Source organism: Pseudoalteromonas phenolica (assembly GCF_001444405.1).
GTDB lineage: Bacteria > Pseudomonadota > Gammaproteobacteria > Enterobacterales > Alteromonadaceae > Pseudoalteromonas > Pseudoalteromonas phenolica.
Map to the genome: position 1 here is coordinate 453,091 of NZ_CP013187.1, position 20,550 is coordinate 473,640.

Below are 20,550 nucleotides of genomic sequence, written 5' to 3' on the forward strand. Positions count from 1 at the left end.
TTAGTAACCCAATTGCCAAATGCATAGGAGCAGAAAATGGCCTTAATCGACAGAATTGAAGATCTTATAAAATCAGAAATTAATGCGTTTTTAGACAAAGCGGAAGATCCACAAAAAATGACTGCGCAGATTGAGAGTGAGTTACAAGATGCCTTGGCTGAATGTCGTTCAACTGCTGCACAAATTATTGCAGAGCAAAAAGGCTTATCAAGGCAGCATGAAGATCTAGCAAAAGGTATTGAACATTGGCAGCAACAAGCTGAGCTAGCCGTAAGTAAAGGTCGTGATGATTTAGCAAAAGCGGCTCTTATCGAAAAGCAAAAGCTTGTAGATACTCAGGAAGAAAATCAAAAACAAGCGGCACAACTAGAAGATGCGTTACACAAGCTTAATGAAGATGCAGCTAGGCTAAGTAATAAAATTGCTGAAGTGAAAGCAAAGCAGCAGCAATTTTACAGAGCACAAAATAGTGCAGTAGCAAGATTGAAAGTGCGAAGCACGTTAAATAGTGAAGAAGTACAAAATGTTTGCGCACGCTTTTCACAACTCGAACAGAAAGTAGAGCGTATCGAAGCACAAGTTGAAAGCTACGACATTGGTAAAAATGATGTTTATCAAGAATTCAAACAAATGGAACAAGACGAAAAACTGAGTGAAGAACTTGCTGCACTGAAGCAGAAAATCTCAGGTAAGCAAACTGTAGAGCAATCGACTTCTGCGCAGTAAGTAAACGTTTGCTTGGTACCAATTCGTTTTGACAGGCTCGGCGCAACGAGGCGCCTCCCTAATTTTTCAGGAGTAAGGTTATGAATATGCAACAAACAACGAAAACATGTCGTCGTATTTTAGCGAGAAAGAAAATTGCAGGTGTATGCGCTGGGTTAGCAGAACGTTTTGATTTACCAGTATGGCTAACTCGAGTATTAACTTTGTTGGTATTTTTAAAGTTCCCAATGCTGACGGTGATGGCATACGGATTATGCGCTGTGCTGTGGCCAAAGCAGTAATTGCTAGATATTAAGTTGTAAAGGCGAAGGAGGTAATTATGAAAACAGCATTGATTTTATTAGCTGCATTACTATTTATAAGCGCATTAAGCTGGGTTCAAACACCTGTTATGTTCTTTGCTATGCCTGAATTTATTTGGGAAATAAGCTGGGTTGGTATCGAGTTATTCGCGCTTTTAGCAGGAATTATTGCTGTGATCGCGCTAGTGGCATTAGTGAGTGTCGGAGTAATTGGATTGGTGTTAGTTGTGCTCATTGGGCTAGTGTTAGCATTATTATTTAATTCCATCTTTATTGCTCTGCCATTACTTATGTTAGTTGGACTAGCTTGGTTACTTAAAGAGGAGTCTCCAGCATATTAGTTCTCTACCTGATCAAAGGGTTTCTTGATTTTTCATGCTATGATGTTGCAAGTTAAACTTTTTTCAAAGGAATAAGCATGTTATTAAAAACCCTTTCTCTGGCGGCAGCACTGTTATTTGCGGGTTTATCGCAGGCGCATGAAGGCCACAGTCACGACCATAGTCACGTACAAAAAGAACTCATGGTGACAGAGGCACAAATTCGCACATTCTTACCTGCAGCTAAATCAACCGCAGCTTATTTCACCATTCATAATCCTACGGATAAATTAGTTTCTCTAAAGAAGGCAACAATTCGAGGTATTGGTCGAGTTGAAATCCATGAACATGTTCATAAAAATGGCATGATGCGTATGCAGCAAGTGGATTTGGTAGAAATACCAGCTAATCAACAAGTTGTTTTTCAACCAGGTGGATTCCATTTGATGGCTTTCGAACCAGAGAATACACTGAAGGTCGGTGAAAAACGTAAACTAACTTTATATTTTGATAATGGTGACAGGCTATATAGTTTTGTGGAAGTCGTATCTTTAAAGGATACTTTTGAAAAGCCAAAACATTCTCATCATAACCACCATTAAGGAGGGTTTATGCAACAGCACTTTGGAAAAATTGCAGGCGGAGTAGCCGGTTTATTTCTAGTCGGGTATATCATTGCCGTGTATTGGAGTATTGAGCCATCAGCATTTAATGTTGTTGAAAAAGCGAAGCAAACTGCTGAGCAAGAACAGGTTAAAATGGTACCTGGCTATGTCACATCAACAGCACTTATTGAAGTAAGTGAAACTTTACTTAATAAGCCTGGTGGGTATCTATCAAATGATAAAATGCCGCCTAGCGTGTTGATGGATAATATGCCGGCTTGGGAATATGGTGCCCTTGAAATGGTGCGTGATCTAGCTTTGTCTATGCGAAAAGACTTTAGCCGTTCCCAATCTCAATCTACTGAGCATCAAGCTCTAAAAAAAGCACAACCGCAATTTAACATCAGTTCAACTGCATGGGTTTGGCCAAGTGCTGAAGGTGAGTATCAAGTAGGGATTGAGCATTTAAAGCGTTATCGTACACAAATCGCGAACCCACAAGACAGAGAGAGTCAGTTTTATGCACGCGCAGATAACTTGCGCAGTTGGTTAAAAGAAGCTGAAAAACGTCTAGGCAGTTTAAGTCAGAGACTAAGTGCCAGTGTAGGACAAGATAGAGTTAACACTGATCTAGCTGGTGACTCAGCTGCAAACCAGGCAACTTATGCGCCTAGTCATCATGTTGTGAAGACATCATGGTGGAAGATTGACGACGTTTTTTATGAGTCGCGAGGTGCTACTTGGGCATTATTGCACTTTTTAAAGGCTGTTGAGCATGATTTTGCTGATGTACTTGATAAAAAGAATGCTAAAGTTAGCTTACAGCAAATTATTCGCGAGCTTGAATCAACACAAGAAACAGTATGGAGTCCTATGATTTTAAATGGTAGTGGCTTTGGTTTTGTTGCTAATCACTCGTTGGTAATGGCAAACTATATATCAAGAGCAAATGCCGCTCTTATTGAACTTAGTGAACTTTTAGCGCAAGGATAAAAAATGAAAAAGTACTGTTTAGCTGCAGCATTATCAATGGCTTTCTTAGCACCAGTTGCAAAAGCAGATATGTTGTTAGGCTTATACGTAGGGGCTGATGGCTGGCAGAGCGACAACACAGGTAGCTTTGCAGGTAAAGGTCAAGCAGAAAACTTTAACTTCGAAGATAAGACATTTTCAAGTTATTATGCGGCTTTTGAGCACCCAGTGCCATTAATTCCAAATATCAAGCTGAAGTATACGCAGCTAGAGCTAGATGGTTACACAACGCTATCTGAAACATTTGAGTTCAATGGTCAAAACTTCACCGTTAATTCTAGGGCAGATCTAATGACTGATTTCAGTCACATGGATTACACTTTGTACTACGAACTGTTTGACAACGACTTAGTGTCACTTGATTTTGGTGTAACAGTTAAGCATTTTGATGGTGACGCGACGGTAAAAGGCACTGTAGAAGGTGATGAGAGAACAGAATCTATTGATTTCTCTGCGCCAATCCCACTAGGTTACTTACGTGGTGAAGTAGGCTTACCATTAACAGGCTTGAGTGTATTTGCTGAAGGTAATTTGTTGGCTATTGATGATAGTAAAATTCAAGATTACCAAGTGGGTATTGCTTGGGAGGTAATTGATAATTTAGCTGTTGATGTAGCAATCCGTGCAGGTTACCGTTCATTCATTATTGAGTTAGATGACGTAGATGACATTAGCACAGATTTAGATGTATCTGGCCCATTTGCGGGTATTCAGGTTCACTTCTAACCTTAGTAAATAAGAGCAGCTAAATTTCATACGCGGGTTAATCCCGCGTTTTTGATGCGTGACATAAAATCAACGCCTACAATCGTGCAAAATACTCGTTGTGAAGCAAGGTTACTTTTACGCAAGGTGAAATGTGCAATTTAGCCGCCGCAATGGAGTGCTCTATTTGTAGTTTTGTAGGACGTTATTTATGGCGTCAATTTAAAAATTTTGTTGCGCTAAAGCACAACCTGCAGGTGATTGAGTTAAGTGTTGTATAAGACGTTATTTACAGCGATCTTTAAAATTATACTTTGACCTTCAGCTAGCAAACTATCACTCGCTTACTGCTTACGACTCTAAAACCTAACTCCACTCAAAGCTAAACTCTTCCTGCATAGCTTGTTCTAACAACTGCTTATATTGTTTATTTACAGGTGCGGTGATCAGGCGTTTTAACTCTTCTCCAGTTTGAGTCAGTTTATAATAACTTAAAACCAGTTCATTGCTCTTAGCTGTTAGTGTTAACTTCTGATTTTGAAAACTTAAATTAAAGCTATGCCCTTGTTTAAGGCTGGGTGATTCGATTTCTTTCCTGTACATCAAACCAATATCCATTAATGTAAGAATATTGGGAAAGCTTAAACCTGATTGAGCTAAATTCACTGATTCCTTATTCCCTTTTCGCAAAAGGTCAAAGAAAGATGGTTTTTTGTAATAACCTAGCATAATAAGGTAACTACCCTCATGTTCAACAAAACCGCATAAAGGAGCACATCTTTGCAATGCATTGGCTTCTTTTTGTGTCATCTGTTTCAATGTTTGTAGGCTTTTTATTGAAAATGTACCGGGGGACAAGGTTTCACCCACTAAAATCTTGGCCCACAGAGTTTGCATTGCTTGGTTAGTAATATCCTCAGCGAGAGATATAAAGTGATCAAGCCAATCGGGATCTGGACGTCCCTTACTAACTACATCAGGGCACAGGCTTAGTGCTCCTGCCATAATGGCTTCAATATTAATCTGCCGCTGTATTTTTTGTAGCTGCTTTCGTTTTAAAGCACGTTTAAGTGCCGAGTTATTTGATTGAACTGAATACTCAACGGCGCGTTTTCCTTGAGAAGAGTATTCAGATTGTTCAGATGTTTTTTTAAACGAGGCTTTTTTTACCATAGGGTAACCAAGCTTTTCTTCTATGAGTAAGGCCAAGCTTGCTTTTGAATTGGCTTTTTTCACCGTCATTGTATGTCCTTATATTCAAGTCGAATGTGTGAGCGTAAGTTATTTACACTTGATGTGAACATTTTATCGGCTAAAGAGCGAATATATAAAACAACAACACCGCCACTTATTGGTGAGTGAATAGTCCCTTTAAGTGAGTGGCTAATAGTAAATGACATGCCATTGTCATTTAATGTGATGATACCCAATAATGTATGCTCATTATTAACCAAGGCAGAGTATTGTAGATGGTTTTGAGATAATTCAGTAATACTGATCTCAATATTGGCATTTGAAGTTTGCAAAAATGCATTAGCGCCTAAGGCATTGCTCGGAGTTGAAATCTCAATCCTTTTTTGTTCACTGAATGTATGCCAAGCCATTAGGTGGGGCCAGTGTGTTAAGTCAAACAGTAAAGGTTTAATTTGTTTGTAAGAGCCACTGATTTCGCTAGTTTGTTGAATATTAAAATGACGCGGCAAAAACACCAATAAAAGGAGTACAGATACCGTAAAAAGTAAGCTTGTTTTTAGCATTTTTGCTCGAATAGAAATAATAGTACTCCTCGAATGATATTGACTTGTTTTACTTTTATTTCGGTAAGATAGTCTATACTAATTCAGTGGCCTAAATAAATAAGTTGCAATTAAGCAATTGATGTTGAAGTCATTAGGGTTTACCTCAGCTAACAATTAAGTTATATCTTAAAGCAAGCGAACATACCCACTTCATTTACGTTTTATTAAAAAATAATAAAACTTTAACTAAAGCGGTAGAAGTTGAAGGAATTTGAATGGCGTCTGAGCAAGATGACTTTTTGTTTTTAGATCATGAAGATGATACACCAGATAATAATCAACCTCAGAGTTTCTGGGACATTCTGGTTGTGGATGATGATCCTGAAATACACTCTGTGACCAAACTTGCTTTGTCTGGCGTTGAGTTTTGGGGTAAAGCTTTGCGCTTTCATCACGCTTATTCTGGTGAAGAAGCGATCCATGAGTTAATCCATAACCCAGAAATTTGCTTGTTATTATTAGATGTAGTTATGGAATCTGATGATGCTGGATTGAAAGTTGTGAAAACGGTTCGTGATGAGCTTGATAATCACAATGTCCGCATTATTTTAAGAACTGGTCAGCCAGGGCATGCGCCAGAAGAACAGGTCATACGTGAATACGACATCAATGATTACAAAATGAAAACAGAGCTTACACGTAGTAAGCTGGTAACTTCTTTAATGACAGCTCTGCGTTCCTTCCAACAAATTTGTGAGTTAGAAGCACAAAGCGAAGGGCTAACTAATATTTTAAGTGCTTCTAATGCTATTCTCGGCCACAACAATATCAGTGGCTTTAGTCAGGCTGTTGTAATGCAACTGGCTAACATTCTGGCTAATGATGCCAATGGCTTTGTGTGTGCTCAGATTTCAGGTACGAATTCGTTGGTATTGTTAGGCGGCTCAACGCAATATCATGACTTTATTGGACAAGGTGTTGAACAACTCGATAATGGCCGCGCCATCATGCAAGTTAAAACTTGTATTGAGCAGCAGTGTCACCAGCAAACAGAGCATGATCTTACTCTGTTCCTAGAAAAAAATAATGAACAGGCGGCGATTTTTATCGAATTAGCTCTGCCTCCGATGCCGCGACAAATTCAGTTTGCTGAGATATTCTTAGCTAATGTCAGTGTGGGTTTAGATAACATCAAGCTATTCAGCCAGATCAGAGAAGTGGCATATAAAGATCCCCTAACAAAATTAGCTAATCGCACCAGTTTTGTAGAGCATTTAGAGAAGACTCCATGTGATGATGGTTTATCTCTGATTTTGCTAGATATTGCTCAGTTCTCAGATATCAATAATGGTCTAGGTCAAGAAGTGGGTAATCAACTATTGATGGCTGTGATGCAGCGTCTGGATCAAGACATTCCTAATGCTAAAGCTTTGGCCAGGATTGGTGCTGATGTGTTTGCATTCTTATTACCAACAGCTTCTTTCAATGAAGAGTTGTTGGTTGATGCGCTTACAATACCTTACCAGTTGAAAGAGCACTTACTATCCATTCATTTTCATATTGGCCTATGCAAGTGTGAAGATTTTAGTGAGACTGGCCTTGAGACATTAAAGAAAGGCTATATAGCACTTAACCAAGCTAAGCAGAGCCATAAAGTGTTTGATTGGTATACATCAGACCTAGAAGAAAAAATGGCATGGCGCTTAGGCCTGATACGACAATTAAGAAGTGACTTTGAGCAAAGTAAATTAGAAGTGTGGTATCAACCGCAGTTTTCTCTAAAGACCCAACAAATTATAGGTTGTGAAGCCTTGCTACGTTGGCCATCAGGTAATGGCCGCTATATCTCCCCTGGCATTTTTGTTCCCCTTGCTGAAAGTTCAGGGCTAATTGTGGAAATAGGGCAGTGGGTACTTGAACAAGCTTGCCAACAGCAAAAACGTTTTGCTCAACTAGGGCTGGATATTTGTGTTGCTGTTAATGTATCAGTGCCTCAATTTAAAACGCCAGATTACGCTAAAACAGTGATGAGTACACTAGAAAAGTATCAGGTACCAAGTAGCAAGATTGAGCTTGAGGTAACAGAGAGCGTTGTGATGGACGAGATCAGCAGTGTAATAAACACATTAGATGAACTAAAGCGTTATGGCATTGAAGTGGCCATAGATGACTTTGGTACCGGTTTTTCTTCATTAAGCTATTTACAAAAACTTCCTTTATCACGTCTTAAGATTGATAGGGCTTTTATCAAAGATATACCAGAGAGCGACACAGGCGCGATAGCTGAATTAATCGTTTCTCTTGGAAAGAACCTTGGCTTAAAAACGATTGCTGAAGGTGTTGAAACACAGGTTCAATTGGAGCGTTTACAACAAATGGGATGTGATGAAATTCAAGGCTTCTTACTTGCTAAACCAATGCCGGTTGATGAACTGATGGTATTTGCACAGAATAAGCTTGGCTCTTAGGTATTATTTCCAACGCTAACTTTCAAATTACCGTGCAAAATACACGTTGTGAAGCAAGGTTACTTTTGCGCAAGGTGAAATGAGTAATCTTACCAGCTGCAATGGAATACTCAATCTGTAGTTCTGTCGTCACTCACAACGACAAATCAAAATTTTGTTGCACTAAAGCATAACCTACGGGTGTTTGGTTTAGTCTTTTGAAGAACGTAATTTATGGCAACAAGAAAACCAGTGTAATACTTTAACGACGATTAAAATTAAAAAGATGTGAGTTAGGAATTTTAAATTAGATTTGTGATATGAAATACAGAAGGAAAGATGGGGCGACTGATGGGGCTCGAACCCACGACAACCGGAATCACAATCCAGGGCTCTACCAACTGAGCTACAGCCGCCGCAACAACACCTTGTTTGGTGTGGCGCGCATAATACATAAAAAAATCAGACTTGCAAAGTAATAATGCAATTTTATTTAAATTTAATAAAAAAGTACTTTTTCGTAAAGGTAAAGTTCATTTTCAGGGTGTATAATTCGCAAAAATTCACTCAACACAAAAATAAGGAGTGTCCATGGAAGTTCTAATCAACTGGATTAACGACAATTCAGACCTAATTACTCATTACGTATTACAAGGCATTTTAGCTATCGTAATCCTTTTAATAGGATTAAAAATAGCGAAATTCTTTAGCAATCTAACTGAAAAATCTTTTGCTAAGAGAAAAATTGATAAAGCCGTAGCTGGGTTCATATCTAATATTGTTTATGCGCTGGTATTTGCAGCGACCGTGCTAATGGCATTATCACAGGTTGGCATAGAGACAACATCGTTTGTTGCAATACTTGGTGCTGCTGGTTTAGCTGTTGGTCTAGCACTTCAGGGCTCGCTATCAAACTTTGCTTCAGGTGTTTTAATTATCATTCTTCGCCCGTTCAAGTCAGGTGATTACATCGAAGCTGGTGGTAAAGCTGGTAGCGTTGAACGTATAGAAATATTTGCAACAGAATTACGCACTCCAGATAACAAAGTTATCATAATGCCTAACTCAGCTATTATGGGTGGTGCAATCGTTAACTACTCTCGCCAAAAAACACGCCGTATCGATTTAGTTATTGGAGTAAGCTACGACGCAGATCTACGCCAAGCAAAAGAAGTGCTGAAAGGTGTACTGGATAACGAGTCTCGTCTTCTAAAAGATCCTGCATATACTGTAGCAGTGTCTGAGCTAGCTGACTCAAGCGTCAACTTTGTGGTGCGTCCTTGGGTTAATACGACAGATTACTGGCCAACATATTTTGCATTGGTCGAAAATATTAAAATTGCTTTAGATGAAGCAAATATTACAATCCCATATCCTCAAATGGATGTTCACCTTCATAAAGATTAATTACAGGGTTATTAATAAAATGAAATTAAAACTTTTATCTCTTTGCGTTATTGCAGCAACATCAACTCAAAGTTTTGCAAAGGAAGCAAAAGAGAAAAAAACATGGGACGTGACAAGTGAAGTGGGTGCAATTGTTACCAGTGGTAACACCTCAACTACAACACTAAAAGGTGGCATCAAGGCAAAGCATCACTTAGAAAACTGGAACAATGAGTACAAACTAAGTGGTATATATAAAGAAGATGAAATTGAAAATGATGCGGGTGAGCGTGAAAAAGAGCGCACCAATGAAAAGTATTCAGTATCAGCACAGGCCAACTATAAGTTAAACGAAGATCACAGCCATTTGTTCGTTTATGGTTCATATGATTCAGATTACTTTGGTGCATATCGTAATGAAGCCGTACTTTCAGTAGGTTACGGTTTACGCTTATTGAACCGTGACAATATGTATTTAAATGCTGAAGTTGGTCCAGGTATCAAGCGTTTTGAGCACCAAGAAAGCAGCTCTGAGTTAGATGAAAACGGCTTATCGCTAGCCGGTGAAACAGAAAATGAAGCAATTGGAGTTGCTAAATTGGATTACAATTGGCAAATCTCTGACAACGCACGATTCACGCAATTAGTTGCGGTTGAGTATGGTGACAGTAACACTAAAACGGTATCTGAATCTGCGCTGCTAACAAAAATCAATGGCTCGCTGCAAATGAAGTTTGCATATAACATCACGCATAACTCAGAAGTGAGTGAAGAAAAAGAAAATACAGATACTGAAACGTCTTTAACATTAGTTTACAGCTTTTAACATACCATTGTCGTAAACTTGTAATATAGACCAAAAAAAGGGGCTTAAGCCCCTTTTTCTATGCATAGCACTTCGTGTAGAATATGCAATCTTTTTGGCCGCAACTTATAGGATTTAAGTTTGAATATGTTTTTTAAACGTGTTTTTGTATTGATTTTAATGCTGTTTTCAAGCGTTTCACTGGCATTTACACCAACCCAAGCACAAATCGAACAGTTTAAAAAATTGCCAAGAGCTCAGCAAGAAGCACTTGCTAAGCAATACGGTATCAATTTATCTTCTTTAACTAATTCGGTTCAAAACTCTCAAGTCACTTCGCAACAATTACCGTCAGTATTAGAGCGAGAGCTTGAAACGCCTGAAAAAGAGACCGAATTAGATCGTTTAAACCCGATTGATAAGCCTCTCGAGCCATTTGGTTATTCACTTTTTTCTGGAAGTCCAACAACTTTTGAACCACCTGAGAATGCATCTGTACCAGATACTTATGTACTAGGTCGAGGTGATATGGTTAATGTTACTTTTTATGGTAAAGAAAGCACTTCTCACACCTTAAAAATCGATAATGAAGGTCGTTTATCAATTCCTAATTTTTCACCTGAACAAGTTGCAGGCCTTGAGTATGGCGAGTTTAAAAAATTAATAAAAAATAAAATTGAAAAAGAAGCAATTGGTTTAAATGTTTTTGTGTCAATGTCCCAACTAAATCCCATGCGTATTTTAGTTGTTGGCGAAGCATACAAACCTGGTAGCTTTATGGTTTCGCCATTGTCAACTGTGACTCATGCTTTATATGCTTCAGGCGGGCTGACTGAAATCGCGAGTTTGAGAAATATTCAAGTAAAGCGAAATGGTAAAACAGTATCTACGTTAGATTTATATGACTTGTTGCTAGATGGTAATACTGAGGGTGACATTAACCTTCGTTCTGGCGATGTCGTTTTTATTCCATCTGTTGGACCTCAAATAACAGTGAAAGGTGCGGTTAAGCGAGAAGGCATTTTTGAATTAACGCAAGAGGATGATCAAGCGTCTTTGGTAAAAATGTTTGGTGGCTTTAAAGAAAATGCATTTACTAAGAATGTAACTGTACGCAGAATTATGGGTGGTGCAAAAAGCCGTATCATTTCTACAGATTTCTCTGATACATCAATGGATTATACCCCAAAAGCTGGAGATGAAGTGATTGTAAAAGAAGTCAGCAAAACCGCCTCTGATTCAATCACATTGATAGGTGCTGTTGTAAGACCTGGGTTTTACGAGTGGTATGAAGGTATTACGCTAGACAAGTTATTCCAAAATTTCAGAGATGATCTACTCCCTCAAGCCGATTTTAATTACTCAATTCTTGTCAGAGAGAAATCAGTTCTTGGAGAAATAGAAGTTATCCAATTTTCTTTGGCAGATGCGCTTAAAGGTAAAAATATCCCTTTAGAAAAGAATGATGAAATATACATATTCAGTCGTTTCCAGTTAAAGTCAAGCGAAGAGCAAGCTCTAGAAAACTTGGCGTTAACTGAAGAACAAATGCGACAACAATATAAAGTGAAACTTTGGCATTTAAACGAATTTCAAAGTTTTGAAGAAAAAATGGCAAGTTTGGATCCCGTTGCTCTAGATACTGCAGATGAGAATAATTCTTCAGATGATTTTAATGACGAAACAGCAATAGAAGAGCTGGCAACTTTTAGCCGTAAGTCGTTATTAAAAGCTGTGCTGAAACGTTTGCAATATCAAGAAAATGCTTTCAGTAAATCAAATACGTTTGAGGTTCGTGGTCAAGTTCGCTTTCCTGGTAAATATCCTTTACCAGTAAATGCCGCAATACAAGATGCTATATCTGCTTCAGGTGGATTGTTAGAGTCTGCTTATATAGAAAAAGCTGAGCTCACTCGTTTTGTAAATAAAGGCAATAGCCAGTTTGAGCATAAAACTTTGAATATTTCACAAAAAACTGGTTTAGCAGAGCAGCTAGAACCAAAAGACACACTTAATATTCTCACCCGTCCAAATTGGTATGAGGGTCATAAAGTAACCTTAAGAGGCGAAGTTCGTTTTCCTGGTACATATAAAGTGAACAGAGGTGAAAACTTATACAGTGTAATTAAGCGAGCAGGAGGGCTTTCTGAATATGCAGAGCCTAAAGCAGCTATCTATACGCGCAAGTCAATTAAAGAGCAAGAACAATCTCAATTGAAAAAGCTTTCAAATGAACTGAGAAGAGACATTGCCTCGAAAAGTTTCCAAAAATCGATAGGTATGAATGCATCTATTAGCTATGACGAGATGAATAAGTTATTGAAAGACATAGCTAGTGTTAAAGCTGTAGGTCGCTTGGTCATAGACTTACCGGAAATTCTATCAGGACAAGATTCTTTGGTATTGCAAGATGGTGACACGCTTTATATTCCTGGTAAGCAAGATTCAATTTCTATTATTGGTGAAGTTAATTATGCTTCCTCACACCTATTTAAATCTGGTGTCTCTATAGACGAGTACCTAGAGTTGAGTGGTGGAGTGAAAGAACGTGCCAAAGAAGAGCAAATCTACGTAATTAAAGCTAATGGTGCTGTATTTATCCCTAAATCATCAGGATGGTTTTCGGTTAATTATCAAAATGAGTTAGAGCCAGGAGACACCATTGTAGTCCCTATGGACGCATCTCATATGGATAATCTAACTCTTTGGAGCACGGCAACTCAGATCTTCTACCAGCTAGGTGTTGGTGTTGCGGCAATTGCTAGAATTTAAAGTCCAAATTCAGAATTTTAAAAGGTTTAATTATGAGTGTAGTATACGTTTCGGGAACTTTTGATCTGTTTCATAGTAATCATTTAAAAATGATTAATTATGGTAGGGGGTTAGGGGATACATTAATTGTAGGTGTTAGTACTGATGAATTGGTATGTACCTATAAACGACCTCCAGCAGTGCCTTTTGAAGAAAGAATTGCAATAGTAGAAGGTTTAAAGTCACCAGATATTGTGATACCTCAACATACTTTAGAGCATACAGAAACAGTTAAGAAACTTAATGTTGATAAATTTGTTATTGGTGATGACTGGTACGGAAAATATGATTATCTCAAAGAGCTAGGAGTAGAAGTTTATTACCTTCCTTATGGAAAGGGCGTAAGCTCAACAAATCTAAAGAAGAAAATTTATGAAGAGTATTTAGAATTGGTAAGGAAAAGTGATGAGCACCCAATCCCAGAACCAAAATAATATTAAGGTTTTAATTACTGGTGGGAATGGGGATCTTGCAAAAGCGTTGAAAAGTGAGCTAGAGGAAAGAGGAACATTTGTAGTTACAACCCCTAACAGAGCTGATTTAGATGTTTCTTGCCCTGAAAGCGTCAAAAGCTTTTTTGAAGAGAAAACGTTTGATGTAGTAATAAATATGGCAGGCACTCTTTACTCTAGTAGAATTCTAGATTCTGCACCTGAACTATGGATTAAAGACATTCAAGTAAATTTAATCGGCAGTTACTTAATTTGTCGCTCTGCATTACTAATGAATACTAAAACTCGCATAATAAATATATCTTCTACTGCTGGGTTTAACAGTTATGTCGATTGGACTTCATATTGTGCTAGTAAAGCTGGAGTACTTAGGTTGTCTGAAGGGTTATTTAAAGATGGGTTTACAATAAATACGCTATGCCCTGGTGCAATAGATACGAAACTGAGAGATGGGTTAGACATTGTAAATATGAATGTAATGTCTATTTCTGAAGGCATCCAACCGATTATTGATTGTATTGATAGCAAATTTAACAATGGCGAAATAATCTTTTATAGAAAGAATGAATTTAAAGTGTTTTCAAAAGTCGATGAGTATTACGAGTAAATTATTCATCTTGCAACTTAACTTAAGAGAGAATTAATGTCAGTTGAAACCAAGAGTTCTGAAAATTTTAATCAAGATCAAGGTGTTGTTGATTTGCTATTAATAATTTGGGGCTACAAGACTCTAGTATGCGCTTTAACATCTTTGTTTGTTGTCATATCAATAGTAATTGCTTTATTAATGCCAAACATTTATCGCTCTGAAGTTATTGTATCTCCAGCTGCATCTATGAATTCTAATTCATTAAACTCTTTATCTAGCCAGTTTGGAGGTATTGCTTCACTTGCTGGTTTATCATTACCTTCTAGTGGTAGTGTAGATAAGGTAAGCCTTGCAATAGAAATAATAAAATCGAGGGAATTCATTAATAATTTTGTTGAAAAATATAAAATACTCCCACAATTGCTTGCGGTTTCATCATGGGATAGAGAAAGCAATAAATTACATTATGACTTTGAAATATATAATTCAGATGAAAATGTTTGGATTGCAGAAGAGTATCAAAAAAACAATAAAGCACCTTCTGTAAACGATTCTTATAAAAAGTTTCGAGAAATTTTATCAATAACACGAATGAAAGACTCTTCATTAATAAAGATTGCGATAAAACACGAATCTCCATATATTGCACAGTCATGGGTGAAAGCAATTGTTTATGAAATAAACCAAGTAATGAGAAATCGTGATTTAATCGAAGCTCAAAAAAGTATCAATTACCTGACAAAGGAAATAGAGAAAACAAACATCTCTAATATGAGGACAATTCTTCATAGTTTGGTTCAAGAGCATACAAAAACAATCATGATGGCAAATGTCAGGGAACAGTATGTTTTTGATGTGATTGATCCTGCTTACCTTCCGGAAGAAAAATCAGAACCTAAGCGCTTTCTAATTGTGATCTTAGGTCTAGTTATTGGCTTAATCTTATCTTCAATGATAGCTGTGGTTGTATCTATTTTTATGAAAGAGAAGTCTTAAAATATTCTTGATATGCAAAAACTAATAATTCTAAAACGTTTTCTTTTTAGTTTTTTATTCTTTTTTAAAAAAAAGAAAGAAAACTTAATGATTGTGTCTTCATACAATAATGAATCATATAACTTTATTTCAAGAATATTTTTTGAATTCATTGTTATATACAAAAAAGAAGTGGATGTTTATTTTATAATTGACGATGATGCCAAAAGGACAATGTTAATTAATAAGTTTGGTCCATACTTTTTATCATATAGAAAGACGAGTGACTTAAAAATCATCTATTCAGCTAAATTTTGGCTGTTTTCTACAAAGTCATTTTGTATGTTTCCAACATCCCTAAAAGGAAGGAAATTTATAAATTTATGGCATGGTGTACCTTTAAAAAGTATTGGAATTGAAGATAAGTTTCAAAGCGCTTTCAAACGGCTAATTTACAAATACTATTATTCTATTTTTAATCAATATCTAGCAGTTCAAGCTCCTTGTTTAAGTGATGTGTATTCGAAAAGCTTCAATGTTTCACGTAAAAACCACTTAATTACAGGAGTTTTGGTTAGTGAAATGTTTGGTTGCTCTTTAGATGAGGCAACAAATTTATTTGTAAATGAAAAAGTAAATGGGAAGTTTAACATCCTGTATGCACCCACCTATAGAGATGCTGGAAGCACAAAATATTTTCCATTCAGTGATTTCGAACTAGATAAGCTTGTTTCATTACTTAAACATAACAATGCAAAGTTATTTATTAGGCCTCATCATCTTGATAAAGGATTTAAAGATTATATTGACGGTGAAAATATTGTTTTACTTTCAGCTAATGAAGTCGAGGAGATTTCTTTTTACCTTAATAGATTTGAATTACTAATTACTGATTACTCATCAATAATGTTCGATTACGCTATAACTGGTGGGACTGTTATAACTTTTCCATATGATAAAGAAAGCTATACTACTTCTAGAGGGTTAAACTATAACTATGATGAAGTAAGTGTAGGAAAAGAAGTGCTAGCTTTTGAAGAGTTTATAGATACTTTGAATGGTTTATTTTCAGGCAACCTAAATAATTATCAGATAAAAGAATCATTTTTAGGTAAAGATTTACTTGATGTTAGTCACCGAAAATCCTGTTCTGAACTTTATAATCAGATAATTTCTTTATGAAAAAAAAAGTATTAAATATTGCCAATGTGAAGCCAAATTATTATGTTGGTGGAATGAATGCAATGGTAAATCAACTAAATCAAGGTTTAAAGGATTTAGGCTTTAACTCATATTTACTTTTTTTTAATGGAGAGTCAACAGATGAGAGCTTCATTAAATTTAATGGCTTATATGAGCTATTTTCTGTTCTTAGGAAAGAAAGGTTTGATGTTGTAATAATACACTCTATCTACCATCCGTTATTTCCAATTATTTCTGTGCTTACGAAGCTTGTAGGAAGCAAACTTTTTATACAATCGCATGGTTCACTAACAACAAATGCTTTTTTTAAACCTTCGATTAAGAAAATATTATACCGACCGTTAATTAAGCTTATGCTTTATCTTAGCGATAAATTCATATTTAGTAATGAGTCAGAATTTCATAACTCAATAATTGTTAAAAAAGAACGGGTTGAATATATACCAAACTTAATAGCTTATGAACCAAATGAAGCTATATATAAAAATCATGGTAACAAGTTTGTTTTTCTTGGAAAGATAGATTTTTATTATAAAGGTATTGAAACCATGCTTCATGCATTTCAGGAAATAAAAAAGCAAGGATATGAATTTCAACTTGATATTTTTGGGTACGGTGAAAATAAGAGTTTATCATTGCAAGAGATGAAAACCTCAGAACCTGAGGTAGTAAAAATGCTTTCATTAATAAATGTATTGGAATTAAATGATTTCGTTACCTTTCATGGTTTGTTAGAACCTTCTAAGAGGAAGATAATGTCTGAAAATTATGATGCATTAGTGTTGTTTTCCAATTCAGAAGCTATGCCTCTAGTCATATCTGAAGCCTTGGGCGATGGCTTACCTGTAATTGTTAATAAAAAAACGAATATGTCGTCATATGTCGAAACTCATAAATGCGGCCTTGTTGCAGATACTAATGCTGAAAGCTCGTTAAGAGAGTTTATTGATCTCAGTGATGAAGATAAAAGAGAAATGAGCAAATCAGCAAAAAAATGCTTTGATGAGTTTCTCAATATAAAGCACCTTGAGAAGTCACTAAAAGAAATAGAAATTTGAAACTTATAATAGATTTTGTATCTTTATTGATTAATAGAGGCTTGGACTCTGTTATCGTTCTTATGCTTGTACCTGCGTTTATTTCTTCATACGGGGTAGAAAATTACGGTTTATTCTCCTTAGGTTTAAGCATTATTGCTTTTTTAATTATTTTAATTAGATTTGGCTTTGAGACTAGCATACTGAGATCCTCTTCTTCTGGGTTACCTCAGGTAATAGAGCAAGTATTAACTGCGAAGGTGACAATTCTGTTTTTTACTTGCCCATTATTTTTGGCCTATTGTTATTTTTTCTGGCCCGATAGAAGTGCAGCTATCATTATTTCCTTGTACTTAATAGTGCTATTTGAGGTGTTTTCTTTATCACATGCGTTTATTGTATTGAAAAAGGCTCATATTCTGACTTTATTAGGTGTTGTAAAATTTGTTCTACTGCTTGTTCTTTGTGCTTTTCTAATCGACCATTTAACGGTACAGCTTTTCACACTTTTTTATGCTTTATCACTTGCAGCAGTAAATGTTATTCAGTATTTGGTACTTTCAAAAATTGTGAGCTTTTCTTTTCATTATGAATGGAATACTGCACTTTCGGCTATTAAATCTTCAAAACACTATTTCGGTAGTAAAGCAGCCTCTCTTTTAACTGATAAGTTATTTTTGATAGTGTGTGGCTTTTTACTTACGCCGGCACTTTTTGCAAAATTAGATGTTGCCTTAAAGGTTTTTTCATTCGCAATAATGGGGCCTATGATCCTGACGGGTATACTACTGTCACGGATTTCTAATGGGGTTCAAAAAAAAAGGTATATAATATATTTATTAGTCCCAATTTTTTTGAGTGCATCTATTGTTTTGGCTACTTACTTCTTCAGAGTAGAAATATCTGCATTTTTTAAAATAGAGTTAGTGGAAGAGATCAGTGTAGTTCTTTTTTTAGTGATAGTTACTGTTGTTTCACTTGTCATTGGGGAGCTGATATTAATCCATCGAGGTAAAGCAAAATCTAACAGTATTTCTTCTCAAATATCACTATTACTACTCTTGCTTGTTAGTTTATTCATTTACTTCTTCAACGTAGAGTTGAATGTTGTGGATTTGTTATGGCTGTTGACTGGCATTAAGTCATTTGAAGTGATTTTAAAGGCAAAGTATGCTGCTTCTTAGAAACATATTTATTGATGGGTTGTTAGTTTTAGCTTCGCTCTTTTTATACTATTTCTTTGCAATTAATATTTTTGTTGATTTAGAAATTAGTTTTATCTTGCTAACGGTTGTTTACTGTCGTTGCTTGATAGTTGCACTCAGTCTTGGTAGTACTGCAAGCCTATACTTTTTGTTTTTAGGTTGCTTCTTTATATTTATTCTAGGCGGTAGATACTTTGGCTTTTCTGATATAAATCTAGCCTATACAGTCGCAGGACTAAATTTAATTAGTGATGAACTTATTAGCAAATCTTTTATTTTTTATTCATTAGTGTTAAGTCTTATAAATTTTTCTTATGTTTCGTCTTTTGAAAAGGGGCGAACTGCTAAGCAATGCGCACCAAGATTAGGGTTTGATAAACTATCTTTCGATATAGGTCGGATTTGTTTTTTTATTTTCGCTCCAGGTACGTTTATTAAGTTTTATCTTGAATTCAAATTCATTAGTGAGTTTGGATATTATGCCTATTATTCTGAGGGAGTGAATGCGCCGTTTTGGGTAGATGTTTCTAGATATTTGTTTGTAATTTCATTTGCTATTTTGGTTTCAGCTAATGCGCAATGGCAGCGTGTCAGAATTTATTTCTCTCTATTTCTTATATTTGCTATAGCATTTTTGTTGCTTGGCGTCAGAAGCTCTTTTGTATTGTATACGTCAGTTCTATATTTTGTTTATTACAATTGTTATCCAAATCGTCCTCCTAAGATTTCAACGTTGTTTTTTGTCTTTATTCTTATGATTTCACTCTTGCTTTTTGTTCAATTTTATAGGCAAGGGTGGCATTTTGAATTGTCTGATAATAACTTACTATCTTATTTCTTCATATCGCAAAGCAATAGCTTTTATATGTTACCTTTTACTATGGAAAACCTAGATAAATTCACCTCAGATTTTAGTGTTTTTTCTCCTATATCTCCTGAGGCCGCCATTTATAGATCTCAGAATGTAGAAAGGTTAAATGAGTTGGGATTACTTGGAGATGTTATAAGTTACCATGTACTTGGTGATAAGCTATTTAGTCAGGGGAAAGGATTAGGAGGCAACTTTGTAGCTGAACTCTATCAGTCAGGTATAATTGTTACGTTGATCATGTGTGTCTTTATTGGAAGAGTTATAGCTGTATTCCAGAGAGACATTCTCTACAATCGTTATTTTTTATTGGTTAGCTTGATAGTTATAAGTAACGTAGCTTATATGTCTAGAAGTTCACTTTTTAGGAATTTTTCTTTGCTAGCAATATTAACAATTGTGTTCATAGTTTTATCAATCTTTAAGTACGCGATAAAAAAATCTAAAAGTAAGTTTAAATAGCTTTTATAGATTGAGCTACTCAAAAGAGCCACAGGAAAAAGTGGCCATTTAGGGACGTATTATAAAATAACTATTTTCTTTGTGTTTTATATACAAGCTTTAATGCTTGTTTTGGAAGGAGTCGTGAGCCGCTTCTCAGAATGAAGCGAGAAAGAATTATTGGGTTTTTAGTTAAACCTAATTTATAAATGCTTTTCATTAGCTTAAGCTCACTTTTGGCATAAACTATTCCTCTTCGTCTTTCAAGCATTCCATTACCAGTGCGAGCTTTAACTAAAACTTTGTTCAAGTTTTTTATCTTTAAACCATTAGCTAAAACCCTTAGCCATAAGTAATAGTCTTCCATAAACATCAGATGCTTATAGCCGCCAGCAGCAATAATTTTACTTTTTAAAAAAATACAAGCCATATGATTGATCGGATTGCGTTTAAGGCTTTGTACTTTTAAATTTTGAACTGGAACCTTTCTAATGTTGCTAGGAGATGTTGGGCAGTGGTGAAACTCTTCAATATGGCCACTTGATACTGCTACATCAGGGTTGCTTTGCATAAACTCCACTTGTTCATAAAATCTATGTGGAAGGTTAATATCGTCAGTATCTACACGAATAACAAGTTCATGCGAACAAGACTCTAGTCCAATATTTAGAGCTTTACCTAATCCAACGTTTTCTTTAAGAATCACTTCTTTTAACGGCAGTTGTACTTTCCAGCGATTTAGCACTTTGTAAAGTTCACCAGTCAGAGGTCCATCATGCACTATGACAACTTCAGAAGGCAAAAGGGTTTGATTTGAAATGCTTTCAAGGCAAGCATTTAGAAAGTCAGGCTGTTCTTTGTAATATAAAGAACAAAGAACAGAAAAATCTGGAGTGTGCATA

General features: G+C 36.0%; 20 protein-coding genes and 1 tRNA gene. 17 read left to right on the forward strand and 4 right to left on the reverse strand.

The features are described 5' to 3' along the window. The first annotated feature begins 36 nt into the window (after window positions 1–36). From PP2015_RS02045 to PP2015_RS02070, 6 genes are all read left to right on the forward strand, one after another. Window positions 37–726, forward strand: coding sequence for a PspA/IM30 family protein (locus tag PP2015_RS02045; RefSeq protein ID WP_058028690.1), 690 nt, complete (start codon window positions 37–39; stop codon window positions 724–726). An 80-nt stretch (window positions 727–806) separates the two neighbouring features. Further along, on the forward strand, window positions 807–1,007 hold the full coding sequence (locus PP2015_RS02050) for a PspC domain-containing protein (RefSeq protein ID WP_058028691.1): 201 nt from the start codon (window positions 807–809) through the stop codon (window positions 1,005–1,007). Between the two features lie 38 nt (window positions 1,008–1,045). Beyond that, complete coding sequence (locus PP2015_RS02055; protein WP_058028692.1) at window positions 1,046–1,369, forward strand: hypothetical protein; 324 nt, start codon at window positions 1,046–1,048, stop codon at window positions 1,367–1,369. Window positions 1,370–1,446: 77 nt separating this feature from the next. After that, the gene (locus tag PP2015_RS02060; RefSeq protein WP_058028693.1) at window positions 1,447–1,950 is read left to right on the forward strand and encodes a copper chaperone PCu(A)C; all 504 of its coding nucleotides are present in this window, start codon (window positions 1,447–1,449) and stop codon (window positions 1,948–1,950) included. A gap of 9 nt (window positions 1,951–1,959) precedes the next feature. Beyond that, window positions 1,960–2,946, forward strand: coding sequence for a DUF2333 family protein (locus PP2015_RS02065; RefSeq protein ID WP_058028694.1), 987 nt, complete (start codon window positions 1,960–1,962; stop codon window positions 2,944–2,946). A gap of 3 nt (window positions 2,947–2,949) precedes the next feature. After that, on the forward strand, window positions 2,950–3,711 hold the full coding sequence (locus PP2015_RS02070; protein WP_058028695.1) for a TIGR04219 family outer membrane beta-barrel protein: 762 nt from the start codon (window positions 2,950–2,952) through the stop codon (window positions 3,709–3,711). Between the two features lie 345 nt (window positions 3,712–4,056). On the opposite strand, the gene PP2015_RS02075 is transcribed toward PP2015_RS02070, so the two are convergent. Both PP2015_RS02075 and PP2015_RS02080 read right to left on the reverse strand, forming a co-directional pair. Next, on the reverse strand, window positions 4,057–4,932 hold the full coding sequence (locus PP2015_RS02075; RefSeq protein WP_058028696.1) for a TIGR03899 family protein: 876 nt from the start codon (window positions 4,930–4,932) through the stop codon (window positions 4,057–4,059). Beyond that, on the reverse strand, window positions 4,929–5,447 hold the full coding sequence (locus PP2015_RS02080) for a hypothetical protein (RefSeq protein WP_058028697.1): 519 nt from the start codon (window positions 5,445–5,447) through the stop codon (window positions 4,929–4,931). The genes PP2015_RS02075 and PP2015_RS02080 overlap by 4 nt, the downstream gene beginning before the upstream one ends. Window positions 5,448–5,704: 257 nt before the next feature. Between PP2015_RS02080 and PP2015_RS02085 the strand changes: the two genes are divergently transcribed. Next, window positions 5,705–7,897 (forward strand): bifunctional diguanylate cyclase/phosphodiesterase, encoded by a 2,193-nt coding sequence (locus PP2015_RS02085; protein WP_058028698.1) that lies wholly within the window; start codon window positions 5,705–5,707, stop codon window positions 7,895–7,897. A 319-nt stretch (window positions 7,898–8,216) separates the two neighbouring features. On the opposite strand, the gene PP2015_RS02090 is transcribed toward PP2015_RS02085, so the two are convergent. Then, a tRNA-His gene (locus PP2015_RS02090) sits at window positions 8,217–8,292 on the reverse strand. A gap of 175 nt (window positions 8,293–8,467) precedes the next feature. On the opposite strand from PP2015_RS02090, the gene PP2015_RS02095 reads away from it, so the two are divergent. From PP2015_RS02095 to wzy, 10 genes are all read left to right on the forward strand, one after another. Continuing rightward, window positions 8,468–9,283 (forward strand): mechanosensitive ion channel family protein, encoded by an 816-nt coding sequence (locus tag PP2015_RS02095; RefSeq protein ID WP_058028699.1) that lies wholly within the window; start codon window positions 8,468–8,470, stop codon window positions 9,281–9,283. 19 nt (window positions 9,284–9,302) lie between these two features. Then, window positions 9,303–10,088 carry a DUF481 domain-containing protein gene (locus PP2015_RS02100; protein WP_058028700.1) on the forward strand — a complete coding sequence of 262 codons (786 nt, stop codon included), beginning with the start codon at window positions 9,303–9,305 and terminating at the stop codon, window positions 10,086–10,088. Window positions 10,089–10,214: 126 nt separating this feature from the next. Beyond that, the gene (locus PP2015_RS02105) at window positions 10,215–12,839 is read left to right on the forward strand and encodes a polysaccharide biosynthesis/export family protein (RefSeq protein ID WP_058028701.1); all 2,625 of its coding nucleotides are present in this window, start codon (window positions 10,215–10,217) and stop codon (window positions 12,837–12,839) included. A 32-nt stretch (window positions 12,840–12,871) separates the two neighbouring features. Continuing rightward, the gene (locus PP2015_RS02110; RefSeq protein ID WP_058028702.1) at window positions 12,872–13,312 is read left to right on the forward strand and encodes an FAD synthase family protein; all 441 of its coding nucleotides are present in this window, start codon (window positions 12,872–12,874) and stop codon (window positions 13,310–13,312) included. Then, window positions 13,284–13,937, forward strand: coding sequence for an SDR family NAD(P)-dependent oxidoreductase (locus tag PP2015_RS02115; RefSeq protein WP_227009198.1), 654 nt, complete (start codon window positions 13,284–13,286; stop codon window positions 13,935–13,937). Before PP2015_RS02110 ends, PP2015_RS02115 begins: the two co-directional genes overlap by 29 nt. Before the next feature lie 36 nt (window positions 13,938–13,973). Continuing rightward, on the forward strand, window positions 13,974–14,915 hold the full coding sequence (locus PP2015_RS02120) for a Wzz/FepE/Etk N-terminal domain-containing protein (RefSeq protein WP_058028703.1): 942 nt from the start codon (window positions 13,974–13,976) through the stop codon (window positions 14,913–14,915). Window positions 14,916–14,927: 12 nt separating this feature from the next. Further along, the gene (locus PP2015_RS02125; protein WP_058028704.1) at window positions 14,928–16,076 is read left to right on the forward strand and encodes a CDP-glycerol glycerophosphotransferase family protein; all 1,149 of its coding nucleotides are present in this window, start codon (window positions 14,928–14,930) and stop codon (window positions 16,074–16,076) included. Continuing rightward, window positions 16,073–17,155 (forward strand): glycosyltransferase, encoded by a 1,083-nt coding sequence (locus tag PP2015_RS02130; protein ID WP_058028705.1) that lies wholly within the window; start codon window positions 16,073–16,075, stop codon window positions 17,153–17,155. The genes PP2015_RS02125 and PP2015_RS02130 overlap by 4 nt, the downstream gene beginning before the upstream one ends. After that, window positions 17,152–18,318, forward strand: a complete 1,167-nt coding sequence (locus PP2015_RS02135) for a polysaccharide biosynthesis protein (protein ID WP_058028706.1) — start codon at window positions 17,152–17,154, stop codon at window positions 18,316–18,318. The genes PP2015_RS02130 and PP2015_RS02135 overlap by 4 nt, the downstream gene beginning before the upstream one ends. Further along, window positions 18,305–19,669: an O-antigen polysaccharide polymerase Wzy gene (gene wzy, locus PP2015_RS02140; protein ID WP_058028707.1), complete on the forward strand. Its 1,365-nt coding sequence runs from the start codon at window positions 18,305–18,307 to the stop codon at window positions 19,667–19,669. The genes PP2015_RS02135 and wzy overlap by 14 nt, the downstream gene beginning before the upstream one ends. A gap of 70 nt (window positions 19,670–19,739) precedes the next feature. On the opposite strand, the gene PP2015_RS02145 is transcribed toward wzy, so the two are convergent. Beyond that, entirely contained in the window at window positions 19,740–20,549 is an 810-nt protein-coding gene (locus PP2015_RS02145; protein ID WP_058028708.1) for a glycosyltransferase, read from the reverse strand. Between the last annotated feature and the right edge of the window lies 1 nt (window position 20,550).

Excerpts from the sequence above, each read along its gene's own strand:
- PP2015_RS02145 (WP_058028708.1), bottom strand. The coding sequence starts at position 20,549 with ATGCACACTCCAGATTTTTCTGTTCTTTGTTCTTTATATTACAAAGAA.
- PP2015_RS02065 (WP_058028694.1), top strand. The coding sequence starts at position 1,960 with ATGCAACAGCACTTTGGAAAAATTGCAGGCGGAGTAGCCGGTTTATTT.
- PP2015_RS02055 (WP_058028692.1), top strand. The coding sequence starts at position 1,046 with ATGAAAACAGCATTGATTTTATTAGCTGCATTACTATTTATAAGCGCA.
- PP2015_RS02125 (WP_058028704.1), top strand. The coding sequence starts at position 14,928 with ATGCAAAAACTAATAATTCTAAAACGTTTTCTTTTTAGTTTTTTATTC.
- PP2015_RS02045 (WP_058028690.1), top strand. The coding sequence starts at position 37 with ATGGCCTTAATCGACAGAATTGAAGATCTTATAAAATCAGAAATTAAT.
- PP2015_RS02105 (WP_058028701.1), top strand. The coding sequence starts at position 10,215 with ATGTTTTTTAAACGTGTTTTTGTATTGATTTTAATGCTGTTTTCAAGC.
- PP2015_RS02050 (WP_058028691.1), top strand. The coding sequence starts at position 807 with ATGAATATGCAACAAACAACGAAAACATGTCGTCGTATTTTAGCGAGA.
- PP2015_RS02130 (WP_058028705.1), top strand. The coding sequence starts at position 16,073 with ATGAAAAAAAAAGTATTAAATATTGCCAATGTGAAGCCAAATTATTAT.
- PP2015_RS02100 (WP_058028700.1), top strand. The coding sequence starts at position 9,303 with ATGAAATTAAAACTTTTATCTCTTTGCGTTATTGCAGCAACATCAACT.
- PP2015_RS02095 (WP_058028699.1), top strand. The coding sequence starts at position 8,468 with ATGGAAGTTCTAATCAACTGGATTAACGACAATTCAGACCTAATTACT.
- PP2015_RS02115 (WP_227009198.1), top strand. The coding sequence starts at position 13,284 with ATGAGCACCCAATCCCAGAACCAAAATAATATTAAGGTTTTAATTACT.
- PP2015_RS02075 (WP_058028696.1), bottom strand. The coding sequence starts at position 4,932 with ATGACGGTGAAAAAAGCCAATTCAAAAGCAAGCTTGGCCTTACTCATA.
- PP2015_RS02120 (WP_058028703.1), top strand. The coding sequence starts at position 13,974 with ATGTCAGTTGAAACCAAGAGTTCTGAAAATTTTAATCAAGATCAAGGT.
- PP2015_RS02060 (WP_058028693.1), top strand. The coding sequence starts at position 1,447 with ATGTTATTAAAAACCCTTTCTCTGGCGGCAGCACTGTTATTTGCGGGT.
- PP2015_RS02080 (WP_058028697.1), bottom strand. The coding sequence starts at position 5,447 with ATGCTAAAAACAAGCTTACTTTTTACGGTATCTGTACTCCTTTTATTG.
- wzy (WP_058028707.1), top strand. The coding sequence starts at position 18,305 with ATGCTGCTTCTTAGAAACATATTTATTGATGGGTTGTTAGTTTTAGCT.
- PP2015_RS02110 (WP_058028702.1), top strand. The coding sequence starts at position 12,872 with ATGAGTGTAGTATACGTTTCGGGAACTTTTGATCTGTTTCATAGTAAT.
- PP2015_RS02070 (WP_058028695.1), top strand. The coding sequence starts at position 2,950 with ATGAAAAAGTACTGTTTAGCTGCAGCATTATCAATGGCTTTCTTAGCA.
- PP2015_RS02085 (WP_058028698.1), top strand. The coding sequence starts at position 5,705 with ATGGCGTCTGAGCAAGATGACTTTTTGTTTTTAGATCATGAAGATGAT.